The 24,907-nt window shown below is 48.2% G+C and carries 13 protein-coding genes; 12 read left to right on the forward strand and 1 reads right to left on the reverse strand.

Annotation, left to right across the window (positions count from 1 at the left end; genetic code table 11):
- Positions 1 to 72: 72 nt before the first annotated feature.
- Positions 73 to 2,433 (reverse strand): helix-turn-helix domain-containing protein, encoded by a 2,361-nt coding sequence (locus tag A8709_RS09930; RefSeq protein WP_065852199.1) that lies wholly within the window; start codon positions 2,431 to 2,433, stop codon positions 73 to 75.
- Between the two features lie 301 nt (positions 2,434 to 2,734).
- Here A8709_RS09930 and A8709_RS09935 point away from each other — a divergent pair, with 301 nt between their 5' ends.
- From A8709_RS09935 to A8709_RS09990, 12 genes are all read left to right on the forward strand, one after another.
- Positions 2,735 to 4,288 carry an extracellular solute-binding protein gene (locus tag A8709_RS09935; protein WP_065852200.1) on the forward strand — a complete coding sequence of 518 codons (1,554 nt, stop codon included), beginning with the start codon at positions 2,735 to 2,737 and terminating at the stop codon, positions 4,286 to 4,288.
- Positions 4,289 to 4,380: 92 nt separating this feature from the next.
- Positions 4,381 to 5,280: an ABC transporter permease gene (locus A8709_RS09940; protein ID WP_065852201.1), complete on the forward strand. Its 900-nt coding sequence runs from the start codon at positions 4,381 to 4,383 to the stop codon at positions 5,278 to 5,280.
- A 13-nt stretch (positions 5,281 to 5,293) separates the two neighbouring features.
- Positions 5,294 to 6,160 (forward strand): carbohydrate ABC transporter permease, encoded by an 867-nt coding sequence (locus tag A8709_RS09945; RefSeq protein WP_065852202.1) that lies wholly within the window; start codon positions 5,294 to 5,296, stop codon positions 6,158 to 6,160.
- A gap of 63 nt (positions 6,161 to 6,223) precedes the next feature.
- On the forward strand, positions 6,224 to 10,342 hold the full coding sequence (locus A8709_RS09950) for an Ig-like domain-containing protein (protein ID WP_065852203.1): 4,119 nt from the start codon (positions 6,224 to 6,226) through the stop codon (positions 10,340 to 10,342).
- Positions 10,339 to 12,186, forward strand: coding sequence for a heparinase II/III domain-containing protein (locus tag A8709_RS09955; RefSeq protein ID WP_065852204.1), 1,848 nt, complete (start codon positions 10,339 to 10,341; stop codon positions 12,184 to 12,186). Before A8709_RS09950 ends, A8709_RS09955 begins: the two co-directional genes overlap by 4 nt.
- A 66-nt stretch (positions 12,187 to 12,252) precedes the next feature.
- Positions 12,253 to 14,229, forward strand: coding sequence for a beta-galactosidase trimerization domain-containing protein (locus A8709_RS09960; RefSeq protein ID WP_065852205.1), 1,977 nt, complete (start codon positions 12,253 to 12,255; stop codon positions 14,227 to 14,229).
- Between the two features lie 62 nt (positions 14,230 to 14,291).
- A complete protein-coding gene (locus tag A8709_RS09965; RefSeq protein ID WP_065852206.1) occupies positions 14,292 to 15,431 on the forward strand; it encodes a serine hydrolase domain-containing protein in 1,140 nt (379 codons plus the stop codon).
- A gap of 274 nt (positions 15,432 to 15,705) precedes the next feature.
- Entirely contained in the window at positions 15,706 to 18,849 is a 3,144-nt protein-coding gene (locus A8709_RS09970) for an ATP-binding protein (RefSeq protein ID WP_065852207.1), read from the forward strand.
- Positions 18,850 to 18,852: 3 nt separating this feature from the next.
- Complete coding sequence (locus A8709_RS09975) at positions 18,853 to 19,950, forward strand: BTAD domain-containing putative transcriptional regulator (protein ID WP_065852208.1); 1,098 nt, start codon at positions 18,853 to 18,855, stop codon at positions 19,948 to 19,950.
- A gap of 202 nt (positions 19,951 to 20,152) precedes the next feature.
- Positions 20,153 to 21,565 carry an RtcB family protein gene (locus A8709_RS09980; RefSeq protein WP_065852632.1) on the forward strand — a complete coding sequence of 471 codons (1,413 nt, stop codon included), beginning with the start codon at positions 20,153 to 20,155 and terminating at the stop codon, positions 21,563 to 21,565.
- A gap of 471 nt (positions 21,566 to 22,036) precedes the next feature.
- The gene (locus tag A8709_RS09985; RefSeq protein WP_065852209.1) at positions 22,037 to 23,152 is read left to right on the forward strand and encodes a slipin family protein; all 1,116 of its coding nucleotides are present in this window, start codon (positions 22,037 to 22,039) and stop codon (positions 23,150 to 23,152) included.
- 317 nt (positions 23,153 to 23,469) lie between these two features.
- Positions 23,470 to 24,891: an RtcB family protein gene (locus A8709_RS09990; protein WP_065852210.1), complete on the forward strand. Its 1,422-nt coding sequence runs from the start codon at positions 23,470 to 23,472 to the stop codon at positions 24,889 to 24,891.
- The last annotated feature ends 16 nt before the right edge of the window (positions 24,892 to 24,907 follow it).

Here is a 24,907-nt window from a genome sequence, read left to right on the forward strand (position 1 = left end):
CGCCTTAGGATGACATATCCTTAGCGTCCAGGCTGGCTTTTTTTAGTGGTAATTTCTCCTGTTCAATTTGCTTCAAGTCAACTCACTTTTTCCACGCTCACCCGCCGAAAGCTGATCTGCCGCCTGCAGCAAACGGTATTGGCCTGGTGTATGTCCCATGCGCGATTTGAAAAGCTTGCTAAAATAGCTAACGTTGGAATAGCCGATTTCCCGGCAAATATCCTCCAGCGTATATTTCGGTTGGAGCAGCATCTCACACGCTCGTTTGATTCGAAGATGAATTAGATGGTCATTGATCGTTGTACCTGTCGCTTCCTTGAAAATACGGCTCAAGAAGGAGGTACTTCGCTGTACGTGACTGGCAACCGTCTCGATCGTGATGTAATTGTAATTCTGTTCCATAAAATCGGTAGCAAGCTGCAGTGTCATATCATTCAGTTTGAGCCGCTTCTCCCGATTGTGCGCAATGATTTGGGCGCACATTTCCTTCAAACGTGCCTCTATATCACGAAGCGTATGGATGTCGGAAAGCACAAACGGCCGATCGCCAAGAACGACTGTCATATCCCCGCCGGTTTGCACCAGTGTTTTTACAATTTCCCCGCTTAATTGAAAAAAGAGTTGTTGCACATTGGCCTTCCCCAACCTGCGTGAAGTCATTTCCTGGGTAATGCGAACAATTATCTCTTCGCATTCCTCCTCATTCAGTTGCAGCAAGGCCTGAAGAAGCTTCGTCTCAAGCTCGTAAGGGTAATAATAGGTTTCTTCATCTTGTTTCCAAGAGCTAACAATCGTATAGGGCACGATTTCGCCCTTGCCGACATACATTTTGAGGCTGAGCGCTTCAACCGATTCCTCATAAGCAGATTGAGCCGACTGTAAGCCCGAATGGGTGCGGCTGATGCCGATCGTCGTGGAGATCTGGTAACGGCTCTCTATATGTTGCTGCAGCTTTCTCGCAAGTCCAACTGGAAACTCTTCTTGACCGGCGGGTAGGGCATGTATGACGAAGATACGTTCATCATCTCTGGCGAAGATTTCGCCATTGATTTCAGCCCCCAGATCTTCAATCAAGCCGTATTGAAACAAATGGAAATGGAGATTGTCAGTAGCCTCGTTCAGCAGCGACGGCTTCTCCAACTCAATCGTAAGGATGATAAACCGTTCAAAATCCAACTTTAATCCTAACAGCTCCGCCACATCTTTTTCTAGCCCGCTGCTGTGGGGAGATCCTACCCGTCCTTTGATCAGGTCACTCAAATACTTCTCCTTGATCGCCGAACGGTTGTCGCCAAGCAGCGTTTCCACCCGTTCTTTCTCGCTAAGTAGTGTTTCCCTACTGAATCGCAGCCGCTCAAATGACTGCCGGATAAAGCTTGCCTCGTCTTCGGCTGGCTGGGGGGCTTCGGGATTTGCGCTGTCGCCGGTGGAGGTCACGGAAGCGGCATTGGTGCCGCTGATATAGGCCATGACACTTTTGAGCGGGCGGTATAGTCGCTTCGTAATGTAGAACAACAACAGTATAGCAACCAAAACGTAGAGGCCAGCCACGACAGCCACGATCATTTTAATGCGGTTAAGCCCCTCAAGCAGGACGGATTTCTCAGTCACATTGACGAACTTCCAACCTGTCAAATTGGAGGTGGTGTAAGTGACGATCCAACGGTCATCATCGACGTAAGATCCGCTTGCGGGAGTCGCTAACACGCGTTTATCCAGATTCCCGATCAGGGCTGTGGCTCCTTCTGTTTCACTATAGAGCAGTTCACCTTGCGACCCAAGGACAAGCATCTGTCCCTTTTTATTATGATAGTGGCTCAGATACTCATTAAAGAGCAGGTCAAGCTTCAAATTGATGACAATGGCGCCATCGACCGGGCCGATGAGCGGCATTTTTTGCATTAAGGAGATGGCATTCGTCCCTTTCACAGTAACACCGGGACGATTTGTCAGCCACGTTGTTCGTTTGCCAGATTCTTCATTCATCACCGGCAGCCAGGAACGATCGGCGAAGGAAGATAACGAAGACATTTTCATATCTGAACGAGAGGTCAGTACGAGATCGAGCTTACTATAGACTAGATAGATGGAATCAATATAAGGACTCAGCTTCTGCTGTTCATCCAGAAACCGTGTCAAGTCAATGAGTGAGGATACGCTCAGCTTTGCATTTATTTGGTGATACAAGTAAGACTGGGTCATGACCATGCTCGAGGCGATATTCTGTATCGCATAAAGTTCTTTATGAATCAGTTCTCGCTGCTGCTCCATGATGGATTGATTATACTCAATTGAATTCTGAATGCTGGTATCGGCGGAAATCGAATAGGTAATCGAAGAAATGAGGATGACGGTGACGATGACGATTGCCGTCATAGACAGCAGCAGCTTCACGAAGAGAGAGCGGTTTCGAATTACTTGACGACTGGACATCCTGACCCTCCTTTCTTAATGTGAGCGTTTTCAAAGTCAGTTGGAAACTAGACACAGCACCAAGCAAATTATAGCACAGACTTCGAGGAGGGGAAGCCGATAGGCGAAAAACATACGAAAAATCGAATAACATAATCGTGCAAAGAGGGGCATGTAAAGGAAAAACATAACGAAAATCGAATAAGATGATTGTGAAATCGCTTGCAGACGGATAACGTAGAAAGTGTAACCGTCCCTAACTCCCGGCCGGGGAAGCAAGCAAGGAACGGAATTAACGAATGTGAAGCAGGGGGAGATTGTGTTGCCTATTAAAAAATTAAAGCCTGTCGCTATGGCTGTCCTAGCAGCCAGTATGGCAGCTGGAGTACTCAGCGGGTGCTCTTCCAATAAAACAACTACTTCGGAAACGACTCAACCGAGTGGTTCTCCGAAACCGATTGAAATTACATGGGGGATTCAGTTCCAAGCGTCGGCGGTCGTTGCCGATTCCCCGGTACAGAAATGGCTAGAACAGAAATTTAATATCAAAATTAAGCCGGTTAAAGTGACCGACGCCAGCATCGCTTCCGGCGAAGTACCGGACTTGTTCATGCTCGGCGATCCAGCGAATGTATCCGCTTATCAGGCGCAGGGAGTCCTTATGAGCCTTGACCCTAACATGGTGAAAGAGAAAATGCCGGAATACTATAAAGATATCGAGCAATCCAAGGCGCTGTTCCAAACAGTAACGTTCAGTGACAAGCTGTGGGCGATCCCCATGTTTATTGATTTAAAACCATACGATCTTACGATGCTGTGGCGCAAAGATTGGCTCGATAAGGTGGGCATCACCAAGCTTCCAGAGACGCTGGATGAATTCGAGCAAGCGGCTTATGCGTTTGCCAAAAAGGATCCGGACGGTAACGGTAAAAACGACACATACGGATTGACGGGTACGGCGACGTCGACTTGGTCGACGGGATTCTATTCAATTTTCGGCGCTTATGGCGTTGAGCCGACCATGTGGCATGAGAAGAACGGACAGATTATGAACGGTTCCATTATGCCGGAGGCGAAGGCTGCTCTTACAAAGCTGCGTCAGTGGTATGCAGATGGGGTTATTGATCCGGAATACATTACTGACACGCAGGATTCGTACCGTAAGAAGCTGTACAATAATCGGATCGGTGTAATCGAAGAGCAAATTGGTAAGGCAGCGCTGGCAGATGGGGCGACCAATGTAGCCATGAAAGATGTGAACCCGAATGCGAAGCTCCAACTTGGTAAAAATCCAAAGGGTCCAGGCGGAAGCGGCAGCTGGGATTGGGGAGTCAAAAGTAATTTCGTAGTTCTGGGTAACAAGGTAAAGGATGACCCAGCGAAGCTGAACAAAATTTTTGAGATCTTACGAGCAGAGAGCAACGACGAAGAGACCATTAATATGACGAGCTTAGGCGTCAAAGGAACGCAATGGGACTTTGTAGAAGCGGGAGCCACTTCAGGCGCGACGAAAGCGTTAACGGGCTTCGAAAAACAAGAACAACGTGATGCCGTTGGAGTCCGTTTATTCTCAATGGGCAATATTACGACGCGTACGTATCGAGATAAATATTCGAATGCGAAGCTGAACGAAGCTGTTCGCACTTATTCTTCGGCTCCGAGCCAAACCGATGCGCTGTTGTTCGCTGCGCTTCCATCGGACGGTAAGTATAAGAAGGATTTGACGGCGCTGACGCAAAAATATTTTGCTCAAATGATCAGTGGTGAGGTTCCGCTTAGCGATTTCGATAAATATGTGGCGGAGTGGAAGTCTAAGGGCGGAGACGAGCTGACCAAGGAAGCCAACGAAATGTATCAGAAGCAGTTTAAAAAATAATCAGCTTGAGAAGCGAATCCACATCCCCGGCGATAAGCAGATTGCCGCTGCTGGGGAGGACTCGCAACTGGCCCTGAGGAAGTGCACATGACATGAAAACGATTTTGAAGAATAGAGAGCTGTTTGCGCTCTATCTGTTTGCTTTTGCCTTTTTTCTCGTATTCAAATATGGTCCGATCTATGGGGTCCTGATTGCTTTCAAGGATTTTCGCGTTATCGATGGGATATGGGGCAGTCCTTGGGTGGGCTTAAAGCATTTTGAGGCACTCTTTCATTCGGCTGATTTTTACAGATTGCTGAGTAATACGCTGCTGTTGAACCTGTATTTGCTGCTGTTCGCCTTTCCCGCACCCATCGTGCTAGCGCTGCTGCTGAATGAAGTCAGGTCCCGTTTTTTTCAGCGCTTTGTACAGATGACCATGTATTTACCGCATTTTGTCTCGTGGGTCATCATGTCCGGCCTCGTTATTTATTTCCTTTCGCCGACTTCCGGCATCGTGGCAGAGATTGTCGGCTGGTTCGGAGGAAAGCCGGTATTTTATATGGGGCATAAGGAATATTTTCGCTCAATTGTGGTCGGTTCGGCTATTCTAAAGGATATTGGCTGGGGCTCGATTATCTATTTCGCAGCGCTGTCGGGTATCAATCCGGAGCTGCACGAATCGGCAACGATCGATGGAGCGAACCGTTGGCAGCGTATGTTTCATATTAATATCCCTTCTATTATGCCAACCATTGCAATTATGTTTATTCTTAGTCTCGGCGGTTTCTTGAGTGCGAACTTTGAACAAATTATCAACTTAATTAATCCCGTCACCTTTGATACCGGAGATGTCATTGACACGTATGTCTATCGCGTAGGTCTGCAACAATTTCAATATAGCTATACTGCTGCAATTGGCTTGTTCAAATCGCTGGTGGGACTGCTGCTGATTCTAGGAGCTAATTTTACTGTGCGCAGGTTGAGCCGAGGAGAGAGCGGTTTATGGTAGGAGGATCCTCAACATGAGAAGAAACTGGCAGGATCGATTAGCCGTCTGCTTCATTTATATCGTACTTAGCGTACTCGCCATTATTGTCGTGTACCCGTTTATCCACGTACTGTCAGTATCGTTAAGTGGAAGAGGGGAGGCGCTCCGAAGCGGCTTTCACTGGTTCCCGAAGGATCCAACCCTGACGCCATATAAGGAACTGCTGACGTATCCGTACATCTGGAAGGGGTACAGCAATACCTTGTTTCGTATGGTCATTGGCACAGCCCTTACCCTAATTGTCACTGTATGCGCAGCCTATCCACTATCCCGTAAAGAAATGCCATGGATGCGGGTATTGGTACTTCTGCTGCTCTTTACCATGATCTTCGATGGCGGGATCGTACCGCACTATCTTCTCATGAAGGAGCTGCATCTGCTTAATACACGGTGGGTCTATGTGCTGCCGCAGGCGGCGAACGCGTTTCAAGTGCTCGTGATGATTTCGTTCTTCCGCTCGATTCCAGATGCGCTGATTGAGGCGGCACGGATTGACGGAGCACGCGATCTACGCATTCTGACCCGCATCATTTTGCCACTGTCTGTGCCGGTTTTGGTCACGATCGGGCTTTGGTCGCTGGTGTACCACATTAACGCCTTTATGGATAATTTGCTGTTTGTGACAGATCAAACCAAATTTGTGCTTCAGCAGATTGTACGTCAAATTCTCATTGAGAACAGGCTCGATCCGTTCACGACTGCTGTGAATGAGATTCCGCCTGCGCCTGAAAGCTTAAAGATGGCAGCAGTGATTATTTCCGCGCTTCCGGTGCTGGTGATGTATCCCTTCCTGCTTCGTTATTTTGAAAAAGGCACGATGATCGGCTCGGTGAAGGGGTAGAGGAGGGCTGGTTCCTCCTCATATTTGGCGAGTAAAATTTTCCATACGAAGGGATGTAGGTGCATGTTTAGAAACAAAGCAATCCTTCTCATGATCACGGTACTTTTGTTGCATGTATTTGTTTTACCTGCCGTTCAGGCCGAATCCGGATTACCGGAAACGGCTTTCTATGTGGCTATGGATGGAAGCGATTCCAATTCAGGGGCGATCGATGCGCCTTTCCAGACGCTGGAGAAAGCGCGCGATGCGGTTCGTCTGCTCAAGAGCGCCTCTGGCTTGCCGGCCGGCGGTGTTAAGGTTTATTTACGCGGCGGTACGTACAATAGAACCTCGAGCTTCCAGTTGGAGCAGCAGGATTCTGGTACAGCCGACAGCCCAATCACGTACAAAGCCTATTCAGGCGAGAGTGTCCACTTGTCCGGCGGCCAGTCGCTCGAGAAGAGCTGGTTTACCCAGGTTACGGACCCGGCGATCTTGCAGCGGATCATCAGCACCGATGCCCGTACCAAGGTGCTTCAGGTCGATCTTAGCAGCCATGGCATTTCCGATTACGGCGTAATGAGCCGTCACGGCTATTATAAAGCAAATGATGTCAGTCAAGTTCCACCGATGGAGCTGTACGTGGCAGGAGAAGGCATGACGCTGGCGCGCTGGCCGAATAATGGGACGGTTCAGATGGGCGATATTATCGATGCGGGGCCGACTCGCAAAGATGCTGATTTGCAGAACCGGGGAGGCACGTTCAGTTACACTTACGACCGGCCGCAATTCTGGACGAACGCGGATGATATTTGGCTGGACGGGATTTTCGGCTATAGTTGGGAATGGTCGTACAACAAAATCGCTTCAATTGATACCGTGAATAAACAGATTACACTGCGCTACGGTGAAATGAGCGGTTTGTTCAAGAACTGGTATCCGGATTTTCATTTCGCACAAAATTTGCTGGAGGAAATCGATATGCCCGGCGAATATTATATTGACCGTACGAGTGGTATCTTGTACTTCTTGCCAACAGCCGCCTTTGAAGCGGAGCATCCCGAGATTCAAGTTACGATGCTGAAAACGCCGATGATTAATTCGGTCGGTGTTTCCCATGTCACATTCGAAGATCTGACGCTGGAGAATGGCCGCGATTCGGCTGTGGTGATTATGGGAGGCGATCACGTTCTGCTTTCCCACTGTGAGATACGCGATTTTACCAATGGCGGTGTGCAGATTAATACGCAGAGCCGGTGGCTCTATAATGATTTTGCGACAGCAACGGGGGTGTATCACGGGATTACGGGAAGTCATATCCATCATATCGGCGGGACGGCGGTCACATTGAACGGTGGCAGCCGTGTCACGCTGGAGCCAGGTAACAACTATGTAGAAAACTCTCACATCCACGATTTTGCTTACTATCACAAGGCGTACAATCCGAGTGTTATTCTGACGGGCGTCGGTAACCGCGTGTCACATAACGAAATTCACGATGCGCCGCATCCCGGCATTTTGATTTTCGGCAACGATCAATTGGTGGAGTACAACAACATTTATGATGTATGTAAAATGTTTTCGGACCTCGGGGCCATTTATATGAACGCAGGCGAGACGCCGCAGCAGCGGGGAACGGTCATTCGAGGAAATTATTTCCATAACATTGGTGAATCCAAAGCTGGCGTTGAAGGCGTCTATCCAGACAATTTCACGATGGGGCTGACGATCGAAGATAATATTTTTTACAAAATGGGCAACTCCGCCGTAAAAAATAACGGCGGCGCACATATCAAGACCCGAAATAATCTGTTTATCGACAGCGAAGTTCCTTATGATTATGCGGATATTTACTTGGGGGATGCGCCAACCAAACCGATATCGAGCAATTATATGCCTAAATGGCAGGCTTTGTTTACCCAAAATAATAATTTCGTAGGGACGCCGTATTTGGTTAAATACCCAGAGTTGGCTGACTTTTTTACCGAAAATAGATATTATCCGACGACGAATACGTATCAGAATAATGTGATATATAACCCTAGCAAGGCGCGCAGCTTCATCACCAACGCGCAAGGGGCGTACGATAAGTTTAATCTGCTGCAGTATGCGAACAATTGGGTGACGAACCAAGATCCAGGCTTTGTGAATCTAGCAGCAGGCGATCTCAACTTGAAAAGCGATGCTGAGGTTTTCCAACAAATTCCCGGCTTCCATGCTATTCCATTCAATGAAATGGGGATTATCGGAAAAGCGGGGCCATATCTGGCACCTGATATCATTCCAGTCCAAGGTGTCCGGGCTTACGACGCAAACGTGACTGTTGGAATCGGCAAAACGTATGCGCTGTACACGGCCGTGCTGCCTTGGGACGCGACGAATCCGAAACTGCTGTATACGTCCAGTGACTCGAGCGTGGTCAAAGTGGACAGTAAAGGAACGATTAAGGGAGTCAATGTCGGCCAGGCGGTCGTCACAGTCACTTCAGCAGATAATCCGCTGCTTCAGGACGAGGTACAGATTAACGTCGAAATAGGAGATGGTATCTATGAATATACCGACTTTGAAACAGGGCGCAACAGCTGGCCAGTGGATCCGAATCGGGCTGTCATAGATGTGGACGGCAATCATATGTATAAAGTGCTGAAAGGTGCGACGGCGGTTTCACCGAACGAATATACCAATTACGAGTTAACGTTCAAAATGAAGACACCGCCAACCATGCCGAGCCTAGGTACGATTTATATGTTCGACAGGCTGGGTTCGAATGGTGGTGGGCGCATCGGCTATCGCAAGCTCGAGGACGGCACGTCCAAATGGCTGCTGTATAATTCGGCTTGGGCAACCGTTAAGGAAGTGAATCTGCCTTATGCAGATTTGGCGCCAAATACGGTATATAGCCTCAAGCTGCTGGTAAAAGGCGCTGAGATTAGCCTATACGTGAATGGTAATCTGAAGCTAAAGGCGACAGATGCTACGCATAATCCGTCTGGTACGGTCGGCTTCTATGCCGGAGGCTTCGACTACTTACTGTTCGATGACATTAAGCTGTCGGTGCCGACGACGAAGGTTGCCGGGCTGCTGCTGGATCGAACCAGCGCGAATCTCGGTGCTGACGAACACCTGCAGCTGCAGGTGAGCTTCGATCCTTCGGACAGTGTGAATCACGCTGTCACTTGGACATCGAGCAATCCGAGCGCAGCCAGTGTTGATGCGAACGGGCTGGTGACGGCGGTCGGAACGGGCGAGGCGGACATTACCGTCACGTCGGTTGAGACGCCTGAGGCGACGGCAACGAGCCACATTATCGTATCGGACGTACTGCTGAAGACGGATTTTGAATCCGGTGGAGGCGGCTGGCCAGTTGATCCAAACCGTAGCATTGTTACCGTAAATGGTAACCATAAGTATCGGCTGCTGAAAGGGGCGTCCGCCACGTCCCCGCGTGCATTTACGAACTACGATCTGACGTTCAAAATGACAACGCCGGCCACGATCCCGAGTGCAGCTACGCTCTATATTTTCGACCGTTTGGTATCTGGCAGCGGTGATCGAATTGGATACCGGAAGACGGTGGACGGCGCGTCTCAATGGATTCTTTATAATGGGGCCTGGGCAACTGTGAAACAATCGAGCCTGAACTATGAGGACTTGGTTCCGAATACAGAGTATACCTTTGAACTGATCGTCAATGGCGCGGATATTTCCCTATTTGTCAATGGGGTACTTAAGCTCAAAGCTTCTGATCCTGCGCACAATTTGACCGGCACGATCGGGTTCTATGCAGGCGGCTTCGATAATCTGATGTTTGATGACATCATGGTCACCCAACTTCGTCAGCCGATAACGGAGGCATCTATGACGCCAGCCCAGCCGGATGGAGCAAACGGCTGGTATGTACATCCGATTACGATTCAGTTAAGTCGGGGTGATCGTTCGTCCACCTTGGCACAAACGAGCTACAGTTTGGACGGCGGAGCGACCTGGCAGCCCTATCAGACACCGATTGTGATTGATACGGACGGCGTACACTCCGTTTCATATCGCTCTGTGGATCAAGCAGGGAATGAGGAGGCCGTCCAAACGGTTAGCATTCAGCTAGCTATGACGGCTCCAGACCAAACCGCTATGACACCTGGCGTGAATCAGGCGTTGAAGGACAGCGAAGTGCTTGACGTTGGGCCCATAAGGAGATTTCGATGATTTCGTTCCATCTATTAAGAGAAGCAATAATAGCCGTTCAAGAAAGGCCCCCAACGTTGGCGGGCGAGGCGCTGACTGCTGGGAAAAGAAAAGAGCTGCTGGAAGCGCCGCATCTGGCAGAATTGATTAATGAAATACATGTGGAAGCGGAGAGGGCCGGGCGTGAGCCTGTTCCTCCGCTGTCTTTTGCGGATTTCCAGATTGTTCATTCGTCAGGAAGCCGCAAGGAATACGAAAAACCGTACTTCGAACGAAGGAGACGCTTGCTTGCCCTTGGGCTGGCAATGGCTCTTGATGATACCGATGCATATAAAGAAACGCTGGAAAATCTGATCTGGGAGATTTGTAATGAATATGCTTGGGCCGTACCAGCGCATTTACCCAATTCGATTGAACAAGTGTTGGCGGCGCGTGTCCCTCCGAACCGCTATGTTGACTTGTTTGCTGCTGAGACGGCTCATGCCTTGGCTGAAGTGCTGTATCTCATAGGGAATCGCTTGAATGATTGGGTGACGCACCGGGTGAAGCAAGAAATCGAGCAGCGGGTGTTCCAGCCTGTGTTCGAAAGCTCACACCATTTCATCTGGACATCGATGACGAACAACTGGTCGGCCGTATGCGGCGGCGCCGTTGGCATGGCAGCGCTGCTGCTGATCGATGACCGGGAGCGTCTTGCAGGTATGCAGGACCGGGTTGTAAGCGCGATGGACAGCTTTCTGGCGGGTTATGGAATTGACGGCTGTTGTCCGGAGGGGTTCGCTTATTGGCGTTACGGTTTTGGCTATTTTGTTTATTGGGCAGAGATGCTTTACGAATTTACTCGCGGTACGATTGACTTGCTGAAACAGGACAAAATCAGGCGCATTGCACAATTCCCGGCAGCCGTTGTGCTCAGCGCCTCCGCCTGCATCAATTATTCCGATTGCAGGCCGACCATCAGGCCGCCTACCGGAATGATCAGCCGCTTGTGCAGCAGACTTACGATCGCTCCGCCGGCAATGACGAGCGTGCCTTCGTTCCATGACGATCATTGCTACCGATGGCCGTTCCTGGTCCGCAACTTGCTTTGGACCGAACCCGAACGGCTGCATGCGCCGGGAGCGGTGGGGATCTTCTACTTTGCCAGTACGGATTGGCTGGTGGTTAAACGCGAAACTTCGAAGGGCTTGCTTGCTTTTTCGGCCAAGGGAGGTCACAACCACGAGCCGCACAACCATAACGACCTCGGTCATTTCATTCTTCATACTGAGGGCGATACACTGTTAGCGGATCTCGGCATGGGTGTGTATACACGCGAATACTTCGGGAAAGAACGCTACACCCATTTGCATACTTCCTCTTTGGGTCATTCGGTTCCTGTCATTAATGGGGAGCAACAGGCAGCAGGAGAAGCGTACAGAGCAGTTGTGACGAGAAATGATACAGAGAATGGCACTGTCAATTTTGAAATAGATCTCACGCATGCGTACAGACCGGAGGCAAGAATCCACGCTTTACACCGCTGTTTCGAGTGGAAAGTCTGCCAGGATGAAGCAAGAGCAGAGTTAAAGTTAACGGATCATTTCGTATTTGGTGAGGCTTCGGTTGAGACTGAACGGAGCATAATAGAGCATTTCATCAGTTTCCACAAGCCAGTTATTTGCAATGACCAAGTAGTCTGGCAAGGAGAAAAGGGGAGTGTCGTTTTACGATATGAACCGTCGGAACTGTCGGCATATGTGGAAGCGATCGAACTGCCATCTCGTGATACGAATCCATTGTCGGCATATTGCTTACGTCTCTACGCCGGACATTTGAATCAAATATATGCGTGCAGACTGGTCATGGAATGCCGTCTCCACTGAACTTGTTCAATGAAGAGGGGAATATTCAACTATATTTAGGTATTGGAATAGAAAGGAAGAGAACACATGCGATTTCGTCAGGTACATCTTGATTTCCACACCTCCGAAGCAATAACTCCGATTGGAGCTTGCTTTGATAAGAAGCAGTTTCAGGAGATGCTGAAGCTTGGCCATGTGGATTCCATAACCGTTTTCTCCAAATGCCATCACGGCTGGGCTTACCATCCGTCTGAGGCGGGCGAAATTCATCCTGGGCTGAATTTCGATTTGCTGGCCGCCTTGATCGAGGCAGCTCATGAAATTAACGTGAAAACACCAGTATACGTATCGGCTGGCTTGGATGAGAAACTGGCAAGACGACATCCAGAATGGCTCATTCGCGATGAGAATGACCAAACGAATTGGGTAAAGGGCTTCATGCTGCCTGGCTATCACCAGTTTTGCTTGAATTCTCCCTATTTGGAAATCCTGAACGACCAGATTCGGGAGGTCGTGTCTACATATGATCTAGACGGCCTGTTTTTGGATATCATTGGAGTCCGTAAATGTTACTGTCATAACTGTGTAGAGAGCGTAAGGCGGATGGGCAAGGATCCAAGGGATGAAAGCGTAATGCGAAGCCTCTGGGAGAAAACGTACGCTACTTATACGGCAAGGGTGAAGGACACGGTTGAATCGATTAAGCAGGGGCTGCCTATCTTCCACAATGGCGGACACATTGCGCGCGGCCGTCGCGATCTGATTCGTATGAATACCCATTTGGAACTGGAATCGCTGCCGACTGGAGGATGGGGCTATGACCACTTCCCACTTTCGGCTAGGTACGCGCAAACGCTTGGTGTCGATTTTCTCGGCATGACCGGAAAATTCCACACATCTTGGGGAGAATTTGGCGGTTATAAGCACCCAAACGCTCTCCGTTACGAAACAGCGCTCAGCATCGCCAATGGCGCCCGCTGCTCAATCGGAGATCAGCTGCATCCCGACGGGTACATGGATGAAGCGACGTATGCTCTGATCGGAGCGGCCTATCGTGAGGTCGAGTCCAAGGAGGCGTGGTGCGTAAAGGCGATGAATGTTGCGGATGTAGCGCTGCTGACATTGGAAGCAACCGGCATGCATCCGAAGGCAAAAGCGGAATCCGGGCGCTCGTTGGATTCCGACGTAGGGGCCGTACGCATGTTGCTTGAGGGGAAGTTCCTGTTTGATGTCATCGATCAGGAGAATGACTTTACAGCCTATAAGGTGTTGGTCCTGCCGGATTATGTAGCGGTAGATGATACGCTGCGAAGGAAACTGGAGCAATTCTTGCTTCAGGGTGGTAAAATTCTAGCTACGGGCTGGTCCGGACTGGATCCAGAGGGCACTCGATTCGCAATTGACTTCGGGGTGCGGCATTTAGGGGAAAACCCCTACCGTCCCGACTATTTCCGGCCACTGTTCAAGCCAGGAAGTCTGAGTGAAGCTTCGTATATTTTCTATTCTCAGGGGCAGCAAATCGAGCTCGCTGGCGGATTGGAGCTGGCACACCGTGAAAATCCCTATTTTAACCGCGATATGTTAACCTTCTGCTCGCATCAGCATACGCCAAGCAGTTATGCATATGGAGGACCAGGTATGGTCGAAAGTGAAAGCGGTATGTATATCGCCTGGAACCTATTCGAAGATTATGCAACCAAAGGCAGTCTGATATTGAAGGAAGCGGTCTTGTATGCGTTGAATCGTCTGCTTCCTGACAGGACATTGCAAACAAATCTACCGGCCCAAGGTGTCGTCACGCTGCAAGAACAAAAGGAAGAGAAGCGTCTGGTCAATCATCTGCTGTATGCGTCCCCTGTCCGCAGAGGAAAAAACGTCGAAGTGATCGAGGATATTGTTCCAATCTATGACGTCGAGGTTTCCGTTCGAACTTCCAATTGCGTGAAGAAGGTCTATTTGGCACCGCAGATGGAATCGCTCCCTTTCAGGCAAGAGGATGGGACGATTTTCTACACAGTACCTAAGCTGGAGTGCCATCAGATGGTTGTTGTCGATTACGAATGACACGTGATGGGGTTGCTCAAGGCACAGGAAAAAATCAATTATTCGGAAAAAGGTGAGGTATCATGGACTTCAAACCGCTATCTCAATTTATCGACAGCATCACTTCCTGGCGCATCCCGTGGGCGGAGGTGCTTGTCATGTACCGGAATGAAACGGTTTTCCGTTATCGTAACGGCTACGTCAACCTAGAAGAGAGGACACCAATTGATGATAGACGGATCATCAATATCTATTCGATGACGAAGATCATGACGTGCGTTGCTGCACTTCGGCTCGTTGAGAAGGGAGCTATGCTACTGAACGACCCGCTATCAGCGTATTTGCCGGAATTCACTGAAATGTTTGTGCAGAAGACTTTGTCGGACGGAGAAGTCATACGCGAGAGGGCAAAGCAGCCCATCAGGGTGCGTGATCTGTTTACCATGACGGCTGGTTTCTCCTATGACCTCGGAGCGCCTTCCATCAAGGATGTTGTGACACGGACAAATGGCAAAGTACCGACCCGTTCCTTTGCAGCGGCGCTCGCGAAGGAGCCGCTTCTATTCGAACCAGGTACACGATGGAATTACAGCTTGTGCCATGATGTCCTTGCAGCACTCGTCGAGGTTGTGGATGGAAGACGATTCAGCACATATATCCGGGAGGAAATAACCGGACCATTGGATATGCAGGATACGGGCTTCGCTCTTTCGGGCGAGCAACAAAGCCGTCTGGCTCCTCAGTATACGTATAACGAAGCGTTAGGCAAGCCCATACGCAAGGATGGGAACGCGTATCGGATCGGTACGGAATTCGAAAGCGGCGGGGCGGGGTTGCTGTCTACCGTAAGCGACTACGTTCTGTTTCTAAATGGGCTGACCAATCAGGGAACGAGCCCGAATGGCATACGCATTCTGTCGCCGGCTTCAGTGAACCTGATGCGGGCGAACTATTTGTCCGAGCGTATACGCGACGATTTCTCCTGGGAGCAACTGAAAGGTTATAGTTATGGACTGGGCGTCAGAACGCATGTCTCCAAAGCAGACAGTGGATCGCTGAGTCCGCTCGGCGAATTTGGCTGGAGCGGTGCAGGCGGATGCTTGGCCATCATGGATCCGGATTCACAACTGACCGTCATGTATGCACAGCATTTGCTGAACAATCAGGAGCCCTACGTGCATCCGCGTTTAAAAAATATCATGTATGCCTGCTTGGGTTTGTAAATGCCATTTTGTTCATCTCTTGTTTATCCGGTATTTGTATAATAATACGGATTACTGTCGAAAAGTTAATTCAAAGTTGCTTCTATTGTGCAGCGTCTGCTTCAAAAATCGGAGCTCATCTAGTTTCATTTCGTTCAGCTACAGAAACCGCTTCGCTAGCAGCGAAGCGGTTTTATTTTTATTATTTTAGGACGCATGTCAAATAGGAATTCACGGTGGCGATAACGAAATAGTTTATATCGTTAAGTAATCGTACAGGAAGGAGGAATTGAGTGTGATTCGAAACGAAAGAATGAATTGGTTTGCAAGGGTCTTATTTGTCAGTCTGATCGGATTGATCGGTTTTTCGCTCGTTCCTCTTTCCGGGAAGATCGGAGGCGGCGAGCACCACAGCCAATGGGTCGTGCAGCATGGAGTTTTGGATCTCAAGCAGTGGAATCCCGACGCTGATCCGGTCATTCCATTGGATGGCGAATGGGAGTTCTACTGGAACCAATTGCTAGAACCGGATGATTTCTTGCAGCCGTCTAGCTTGCCTAATGACGGCGCAATTTCTTATATAAAAGTCCCATCCCCGTGGAACGGGAAGCTAATTAACGGCGTCAAGCTGCCGGTGTATGGGTCGTCAACGTACAGGATGGTACTGACTGGACTTTCCTATACCGGTGAGTTAGCGTTGAAAAAAACGAATATTCGTTTTGCCAGCAAGATTTATGTGAATGGACGTATGCTGATGGAGGATGGGCAATTGTCCGGCGACAAAACAGGCTATCGTGCGGGTAACCATCCGCAGCTAGGCGTTTTTTCCGCGAATACGAACCGTATCGAAATTATCGTGCAGGTAGCTAACTACGATTATGTAAATTCAGGTTTGGTTGACTCGTTGCGGTTAGGGTCAGCCGACGGATTGATTGCAGAACGGCAGCTAGCGCTCAGCAAGGATTTCGTCGTACTAGCTATCCTAGGAACGCTGGCGTTGATTTACTTGATCTGTTTCGTGGCTGCTTTCGCTTATCGCATCAGAGACTATTCGCTTGTGCTGTTGGCGTCCATCTGTCTGTTGTTCGGACTTTACCATGGGCTAATGGGAGAGCGGTCGCTGTTTTTTCTGTTGGAGGGCAGATTCTCTTTCGAAGTCTTATATAAAATGAAGGATTTCGTCTCGGTTGCTGCTTGCCTGGCACTGGCGTTATTTTTTTACGATTTGCATCGTAGTAAGCTGTCGCTCAGGATTGCGCAAGTCGTGTCATTCGCGCTAATCGGATTTATGGTCATCATTCCGTTGATATCCATCCGTGCCTATACGCCAATTCAGGTCTATGTTGTCGCCTTATATCAAATCGTTCAAGTCTGGAATTTCCTTATAGCTGCGCAATTATTTGTACGAGGTGAGCGGGGATCACGGTTTAAATTGCTGATGCTGTGCGTTGCCGTTTTAATGATTAATATGTATTCACTGGATGTTATCCTTTTCGGATTAGGCATTCACAAAAGCGCCTGGCTGGCTCAGATTTGCATTATTATTTTCAATGTCGTTATGGTACCTGTTGTTGTACTTCGTTTTTTTGAAGCGTATCAGACGATTGACAAAATGAAAGATCAACTACAGCGGCTTGATAAAATCAAAGACGACTTTCTGTCGAACACCTCCCATGAACTGCGAACGCCGTTGAATGCCATCGTCAATATTTCCCAGTCATTGCTTAAGGGAGTGGAGGGTCCGCTTACAGATACGCAGGCTCGCAATGTGTCCATTGTGGTAGAAAGCGGCAGAAGGCTGATGATGCTCGTTAATGAATTGCTCGATTACTCGAGGCTCAAGCACGGTGATTTGGCGCTTCAACGAAACGCAGTTGATGTGAAATCGTATGTCGAGTCGGTTATCCAGATTCACGTCTTTTTGCTGGAGGGCAGAAGCACGAAGCTCATCAACGGCTTGCCGGATCATCTGCCTCTCGCTTATGCGGACGGCAATCGCCTCATTCAAATTTTGCACAATTTGATCGGTAATGCGATTAAGTTTTCCGATCGAGGTGTCGTCAAAGTGAGCGCTGAAGTGAGGGGAGAATGGATGGAGGTACGTGTGAGCGATACCGGAATTGGAGTCGCTGCGGATATGCGCGAACGCATTTTCCTGGATTTCGAGCAGGGAGGAGCGGCTGAATACGGCGGAGCTGGACTCGGACTAAGCATTACGAAGCGTCTGGTAGAGCTGCACGGCGGACATATCGAGGTTGATTCAGAGCCGAGCCAGGGGGCAACGTTCCGCTTTACACTGCCGCTGGCAGGACAGAAGCAGGAATCGGGTGAAGACGGAAAGTTGGCTGAATCCGTTGCATCGCCTTTGCCCGGAACTGTCAGCGTACCCCCTCCTGCGTATCCTCTTTTTGTTGCCGGGAAGGAAAAGGAGCCTATTCTGCTGGTGGATGATGACTTTGCGAATCTGCAAAGCATGATGAACATGTTCAAGCTGGAAGGGCGTACCTACATCGTTGTCGACCGAGGGCAATTGGCCTTGGAAACGTTGTTCAGTCATCCGGATATCTCTCTTGTCGTGCTGGAGCTTATCATGTCGGACATGTCCGGCTACGAAGTGCTTGGGCGTATTCGAGAAAGATTCTCGCCGTTCGAACTGCCGGTGCTCGTGCTGACGGCCCGCAATAGCAGCGAGGATATTCGGATCGCACTGGAGAACGGAGCGAATGATGTCGTGGCGAAGCCATTTGAATCGGAGGAGCTCATGGCTCGTGTACGTAACTTGACCGAGCTGAAATCATCAGTCAAGCTGGCTAGGAATGCAGAGATCGCTTTTTTACGGTCGCAGATCAAGCCGCATTTTCTGTATAACGCGCTTACGGCCATTGCCGAACTGTGTGTAATCGATGCCGAACAGGCCGAGCAGCTCACACTTCGACTATCGCGTTATTTGAGAAGTAGCTTTGATTTCAAGCACCTCGAAGCGATGACTACGCTGGAGAACGAGTTGGAGCTCGTCAAATCTTATGTCGCCATTGAACAGGCGAGATTTGGTACGAGACTGAAGGTGGAATACGTCTTAGAGGCAAATTTGGGGGTGATGATCCCCCCTCTCGTCATTCAGCCGATTGTGGAGAATGCGATTCGACACGGCGTGATGTCCCGTTCGAAAGGCGGGACGGTGAAATTGACCGTTATCGAAGGGGCACGAGGCGGTGTATTAGTACGTATCGAAGACAATGGCTGCGGCATGAATGAATATCAGTTGAAGTCAATCTTGAAGCCAGATACGGAAGTCGGAGGCATCGGTTTATGGAATATTAGCCAACGGCTGCGTTTGCTGTATGGCACGACATTGCGCATCGATAGTCAGGAAGGCATAGGTACGCGCGTTGAGATGGAACTGTCGACAAGCCACATTTTAGAAAGAGAGGTGACGTAGCGAATGCTGCGCTTAATGATCATAGACGACGAGGAAATGGCGATAAGAAGATTGAAGCGCCTCTTGTCTGAAATGGGTGGAATCGGAAGCATCGAAACATTCTTAGATCCTCAGGAAGGATATGAATATGCAAAAGAGCATGACGTCGATGTCGCTTTTCTTGACATCTCCATGCCCGATATAAACGGAATGAGAATGTCGGTGTTGTTAACCGAGATGCGGCGAAATATCGATATTGTGTTAGTGACAGGTTCTGATGAGCATGCCGTTAGGGCCTATGAAATTAACGTGCTGGATTATATCGTAAAACCCGTTACGTCGGAGAGGCTGGCAGTCACCATGGAGAAGATTCGAAGGGTTCGTCGTCAGGAGGAACCCATCCCGAATCTGGACGTTCAATTGTTCGGAGGTTTGAAAATTATCCGCCGTACGAGCGAAGGAAAGAAAGAGACAGTTCGATTGCGAAGTCCGAAAACTGAGGAATTATTTGCTTTCCTAGCTTGCAAAAGAACGGTCACCCGGGAAGAAGTGACGGACATGTTGTGGCAGGATTTAGCCCCGGACAACGCAATGAAAAATTTGAATTCAACGCTGTACGCTATCCGCAAAGCGATTGGATACGACCGGTCGGGCGGCGGGATTACAACAGCTGGCAACGAGATTCGCTTGGAAACGGACGACCTGAGGTGCGATCTATATGAGTTTGAGCGATTAATGAAGGAACTTAGACGATCGCCCGGTGAGAGCGCGGCTCTGTTGGAAGAGTCGGAAGCTCTTTATAAGGGACCTCTACTGCAAGGCAGATCCTATGAGTGGGCCATCGAGCTAAGTCGATCATTAGAGCATCAGTTTATAGATGTATTGGAGCAGACTGCTCAGCATCATCGGAACCATGATCGTCCGCAGCAAACGCTGCATTTCTACAGTGAAATACTGAAGATCGATGATATGAGGGAAGATATTCATTACAAAATGATGCAGTTATATGCAGAGCTCGGACGAAAAAATGAAGCGATGAGGCAGTATCGCGAATTGGAGCAATTGCTGCAACGAGAGCTTGGGACATCGCCGGATCGTCGACTGGAGGATGTAATTTCATAAACCGACCACAATATGCTGAGAGCGTCCCTGATGGGACGTTTTTTTTACTATTATTTGATGCGGCTAAAGATTTATAGGTTGCCGAGCAATGTTGGAAGAAAATGCTAAAATTCTCACCTGTCGTCATACTTTCACCCTGTTCGTGCGTAGGGAAATAAGCGAAGATAGCTCTAGAAGAAAAACGGAGGTTAACCAAATGGATATGAAAACAATGGTGCACGGCGGTAATCATTACGAAATGAATCTAGAGCATGGCAATCTTCATGTGTTTGCTAATCCGGATGTGTTTCAATCTTTTGAAAACAAAGTATTTGAAATGGCAGATAATAACCTGCGGATTCCGCGCAATATGCATATGAGCTACACGCCTGACGCCCATGTTGGTATTGGTACATGCATTGGGACAACGGCAGTTTGGAGTATGAAAGATGGGTTCGTTTCCCCTTCCATTGTAGGGGTGGACATAGGCTGTGGCATGCGTGTGCACACGACATCTCTGCATAAACGTGATATGCAAGACAAAGGTGTTCGTAGAGCATTAATTAAAGCGATCGAGAAATATGTCCCAACCAACGAGCGTACCAATACGAATTATGCAGATATCGATATCATGGATGTCGTCAAAAACGGTTTAAAAGGACTCCCAGCGAAATATATAACAGCTGAACAGTGGCTGACACATGTCGAAGAGTCAACGTTCAAATTTGATCATGACTACCTTGCAAGGTTGCCGGAAAAAATCCGCAAATATGCCCACGGGCAGCTTGGGTCGCTCGGTGGTGGGAACCATTTTATCGAGATTCAGTATCTCGAAGTGGCGGAGGCTCAGAAGGATTTGGCGGCAAAATGGGGCTTATTCGATGGTCAGGTTGTCGTGATGATTCATTCTGGCTCTCGTGCATGGGGAGCTATGTTGGGGCAAGAATTCACCAAGGTGTTCAGAGAAGCGATGTACAGCTGGGGTGTTGTCAATCCAGATCGGAATCTCTTATACGCGCCAATTGCAAGTCATGAAGGGCAAACCTACTTAAATCTCATGTATTCCGCTCTAAACTTTGCAGTCAGTAATCGTCATATGATTGCCTTCGGTGTGCAAGAAGCGTTCCGAGAAGTATTGGGCGAAAATATGGAAATGCCAGTCTTGTATGACCTCATGCATAACTACGCGCTAAAGGAATTTCACCGCAATCAACCGATGCTTGTGCATCGGAAGGGTGCGACTAGAGCGCTGCCGCCAGGTCATTTCCTGAATGCAGCCCCCTATAGAGAGACGGGTCATCCGGCATTAATCCCTGGTTCTATGGGAACCTCATCCTACATTATGGTGGGGAGAGACGAAGGGGTGAAGAACTTCTACTCCATTTGTCACGGTGCGGGCAGAGCGAGATCACGGAAAGCAACCAAAGAGCTTGTCACCGTTGATCAATTCGCACAATCTATGAAAGTTGGGACGGATGATGAGATATTGGTTAATCATCGCTCCCTGCAAACCATCCTTGATGAATGTCCGCAAGCCTATAAAGATGTGGATCAAATTATTGATAGTGTTGTGGGTGCATCATTAGCTGATGTGGTGGCGACTTGTAAGCCGATGGTTGCGATTAAAGGTGTTTAGAAAATGGTAGTGATGATAGACGTCAATGGACGTATATTCATAAATTTGAATGTAGGTACGGATGACTTTACCTAGGCTAGGATTTCAAATCGTCCAGCAGTGCAACACATTTCTATGTGTTTGTATACTGTAATGTTCATTTCGGCCTACATTTCCCTGGTGAAGGGGTTCGAATCCCCAATCGTGTTGAACGATTAATCTAGCTGTAAAAACCCTAAATGATCGTGTACTGGAGTCTTCTGTGGCTTTCAAATGGCACACTGCGCTACGGCTATGCAGTCTGCAGATACCGATTGCAAGCATGCTTAAAACCGTTTGTAAATGGCGGGCAGATTACGGTTTAATAGTGAAACCCAACGTCTCCAACTAGTTTTCGAATGGCGTTATACATGACTTGTATTCTTAAGCAGAACTCCGCCCTAAGCGCAGGAGGACTCCAACTACGTGATCTACCCTTCAAGGAGGTTTACCATGTTTAAAAAAGTGACGATTCAAAATGACGAACGAGGACTGCTTTTTCGTAAAGGCAGCTACTATAAAAGCTTACAACCAGGCACATATCGCCTGTCACCCTTTTCGGATGATCATGTTGAGATTTTAAATGTCATGCACCGTTTTCATGTAGAAGGGAAAGATCTGCCATTGTTTATACATGACGATATACTCATTCAAGAGCTGGATATCATACAGGTTCAAGACCATGAATATGTCCTGCATTATGAAGATGGCAAGCTCGTTGAATTGTTGACAACTGGAAGCTATGCTTTTTGGAATGTTTTGAAGAAGCACACCTATCTTCGTGTAGATATCCGTCAGCCTGAATTACCTAATGAAATTGATCTCGCGATCCTTCCTAAGATAAGTAGTTACTATCAAACCTTTGATGTGGCTAATCACGAGTGTGGCGTTCTGTTTTATAACCATGTCATGCAAAAAGAGCTGGCTCCTGGCAGATATTATTTTTGGAGGGGACCAATTGGCGTATCTGTGAAAACCATTGATCTGCGTCAACAGCAAATGGATATGACAGGGCAAGAAATGATGACGGAGGATAAGGTAACCCTGCGACTTAACTTTGTATGCCAATATCGTATTATGAACCCACTTCGAGCGCTTGAAATCAAATCGTTTGAAGATCAAATGTACATTGGGCTGCAGCTTGTCTTACGTGAGTATGTGGGTACTTTGAAATTAGATGATTTGCTGAAAATGAAACAAGAAATCTCCAGTTACGTTTTGACACGCTTGAATGAGAAAAGTGTAGATTATGGCGTACAGTTCTTGTCAGCCGGTGTGAAAGATATTATTTTGCCAGGCGATATAAAGGATATCCTGAATACGGTCTTGTTGGCTGAGAAGAAAGCGCAAGCCAATCTCATTACGCGGCGTGAGGAGACAGCTTCTACGAGAAGCCTGTTGAATACGGCTAAGCTTATGGATGAGAACCAAACCCTGTTTCGCCTAAAGGAGCTGGAGTTCCTTGAGAAGATTTGTGAGAAAATCGGGACGATTTCTTTTAACGGTGGAGGCAACTTATTGGAGCAGTTGAACTCATTTGTTGGAGAAAGAAACATGTCCAAGAACTGATAAATTTTATTAATAGACATGATCATTATAATTAATCTTTCCGCCGCAGATGGATTGACAGTTCTTACCTTTGACTCGTATGATGTTTGTAAATGAATGGAAAGGAGGCCGACGATATGATTCGCAATCAAATTTCTATCAATAACCTGACAACTGAAAAGCAATTTATCCCATCGGTCTCAACCGGATTTGTGACGAATACGTAGGTACGCATTACGTACGCCTAGTTTAAATTTGACATGATATAGCCGTAGACGATGTTGGTCTATGGCTTTTTTGCGTCCACATCATAAGGGAAATAGAGAGGAACATAACGAATGAAAGAAAATTATAGTAGGCAGGTCCAGCTCCCATCAGGAGTCGTCCATGTGTACGCAGGATCTGAGTTGTTTAATGCGTTAGACTACCAAGTATTTCAGATGGCCAACAACAATTTGCAGATACCCAATCAAGTGTATATGAGTTATACGCCTGACGTACATGTCGGTGTTGGTACATGTATAGGCACGACAGCGGTTTGGAATATGCATAACGGATATGTATCACCGTCCATTGTTGGCAGCGATATTGGTTGTGGCATGCGCGTGCATATGACGAATTTGCATAAAGATGAATTAAAGGAAGTGAAGCTGCGCCGCAAGCTGGTGAAGACGATCGAGAAGTATTTGCCCGTTGAAGATCACGCGCGTGGCCATTTCTCTGACATTCGATTGGAACACATCGTCACCAAAGGACTGCATGGACTTCCAAAGAAGTATATACCCGACGGCTATACACCTCGTAAGGCGACATCGCTTACACATGTAGAGAGCAGTAAGTTTTCAATGGATGAAAATGCCTTGAATCGATTGTCGAGCCAAGTTTGGCATCGATCACATCGTCAGCTTGGGACGCTGGGGAATGGGAACCATTTTGCAGAAATTCAGTCGATTGAAATTGCGGAAGAGAACAGGGAGGTGGCTGAAGCCTGGGGACTATTTGATGGTCAAGTGGTCATTATGATTCACTCGGGATCGCGCGCATGGGGTGGCTCTGTGAGTCAAACTTGCAGCAGTGACATGTTGAAGGTAATGCGGATGAACGGATTAGGAACGGCCGATCCTAAGCTGTTGTTTGCACCTTTAGAACATTCGGCAGCTCAGACTTATGTGAATCTGATGTATTCAGCGCTCAATTATGCGGTTGTAAATCGCCACTTGATTGCCTATGCCATTCGGGAGGCTGGAAAAGATGTGTTTGGCTCGAAGTTTGAAATGACCACTTTGTATGATCTTATGCATAACTACGCGTGGGAGGAAAAGCATGAAGGGCAGTCCTATTTTGTTCATCGCAAAGGGGCAACGAGGTCGCTTCCACCCGGGCATCCTGATAACCCACAGCCTTATTTAACAACAGGTCACCCCGCACTGATTCCGGGTTCAATGGGGACAGCATCCTACATTATGGTAGGAGCAACGGATGGCAAAGCCAACTTTCACTCCATTTGTCATGGAGCAGGACGAATTCGCTCACGGAGTGCGACGAAAAGATTGATTACCCTGAATGAATTTGCTTCTTCCATGCGAGTAGGTACGGATGAGGAAATTGTAGTAAACCAAAGGTCGTTAGAGTCTATTCTAGATGAATCGCCTCAAGCATACAAAGATGTGGATCAGATTATTGAAAGTGTCGTCGGAGCGGGCTTAGCTAAAGTTGTAGCTAAATGTAAACCTATGGCGACAGTAAAAGGTGCTAAATGAAACATGTGAGAGGAGG

The organism is Paenibacillus pectinilyticus (assembly GCF_001700435.1).
Classification (GTDB): domain Bacteria; phylum Bacillota; class Bacilli; order Paenibacillales; family NBRC-103111; genus Paenibacillus_E; species Paenibacillus_E pectinilyticus.

What these genes read in the sequence shown, in the direction of transcription:
- A8709_RS09930 (WP_065852199.1), bottom strand. Translation starts at nt 2,433, where the DNA reads ATGTCCAGTCGTCAAGTAATTCGAAACCGCTCTCTCTTCGTGAAGCTG.
- A8709_RS09940 (WP_065852201.1), top strand. Translation starts at nt 4,381, where the DNA reads ATGAAAACGATTTTGAAGAATAGAGAGCTGTTTGCGCTCTATCTGTTT.
- A8709_RS09945 (WP_065852202.1), top strand. Translation starts at nt 5,294, where the DNA reads ATGAGAAGAAACTGGCAGGATCGATTAGCCGTCTGCTTCATTTATATC.
- A8709_RS09950 (WP_065852203.1), top strand. Translation starts at nt 6,224, where the DNA reads ATGTTTAGAAACAAAGCAATCCTTCTCATGATCACGGTACTTTTGTTG.
- A8709_RS09955 (WP_065852204.1), top strand. Translation starts at nt 10,339, where the DNA reads ATGATTTCGTTCCATCTATTAAGAGAAGCAATAATAGCCGTTCAAGAA.
- A8709_RS09960 (WP_065852205.1), top strand. Translation starts at nt 12,253, where the DNA reads ATGCGATTTCGTCAGGTACATCTTGATTTCCACACCTCCGAAGCAATA.
- A8709_RS09965 (WP_065852206.1), top strand. Translation starts at nt 14,292, where the DNA reads ATGGACTTCAAACCGCTATCTCAATTTATCGACAGCATCACTTCCTGG.
- A8709_RS09975 (WP_065852208.1), top strand. Translation starts at nt 18,853, where the DNA reads ATGCTGCGCTTAATGATCATAGACGACGAGGAAATGGCGATAAGAAGA.
- A8709_RS09980 (WP_065852632.1), top strand. Translation starts at nt 20,153, where the DNA reads ATGAAAACAATGGTGCACGGCGGTAATCATTACGAAATGAATCTAGAG.
- A8709_RS09985 (WP_065852209.1), top strand. Translation starts at nt 22,037, where the DNA reads ATGTTTAAAAAAGTGACGATTCAAAATGACGAACGAGGACTGCTTTTT.
- A8709_RS09990 (WP_065852210.1), top strand. Translation starts at nt 23,470, where the DNA reads ATGAAAGAAAATTATAGTAGGCAGGTCCAGCTCCCATCAGGAGTCGTC.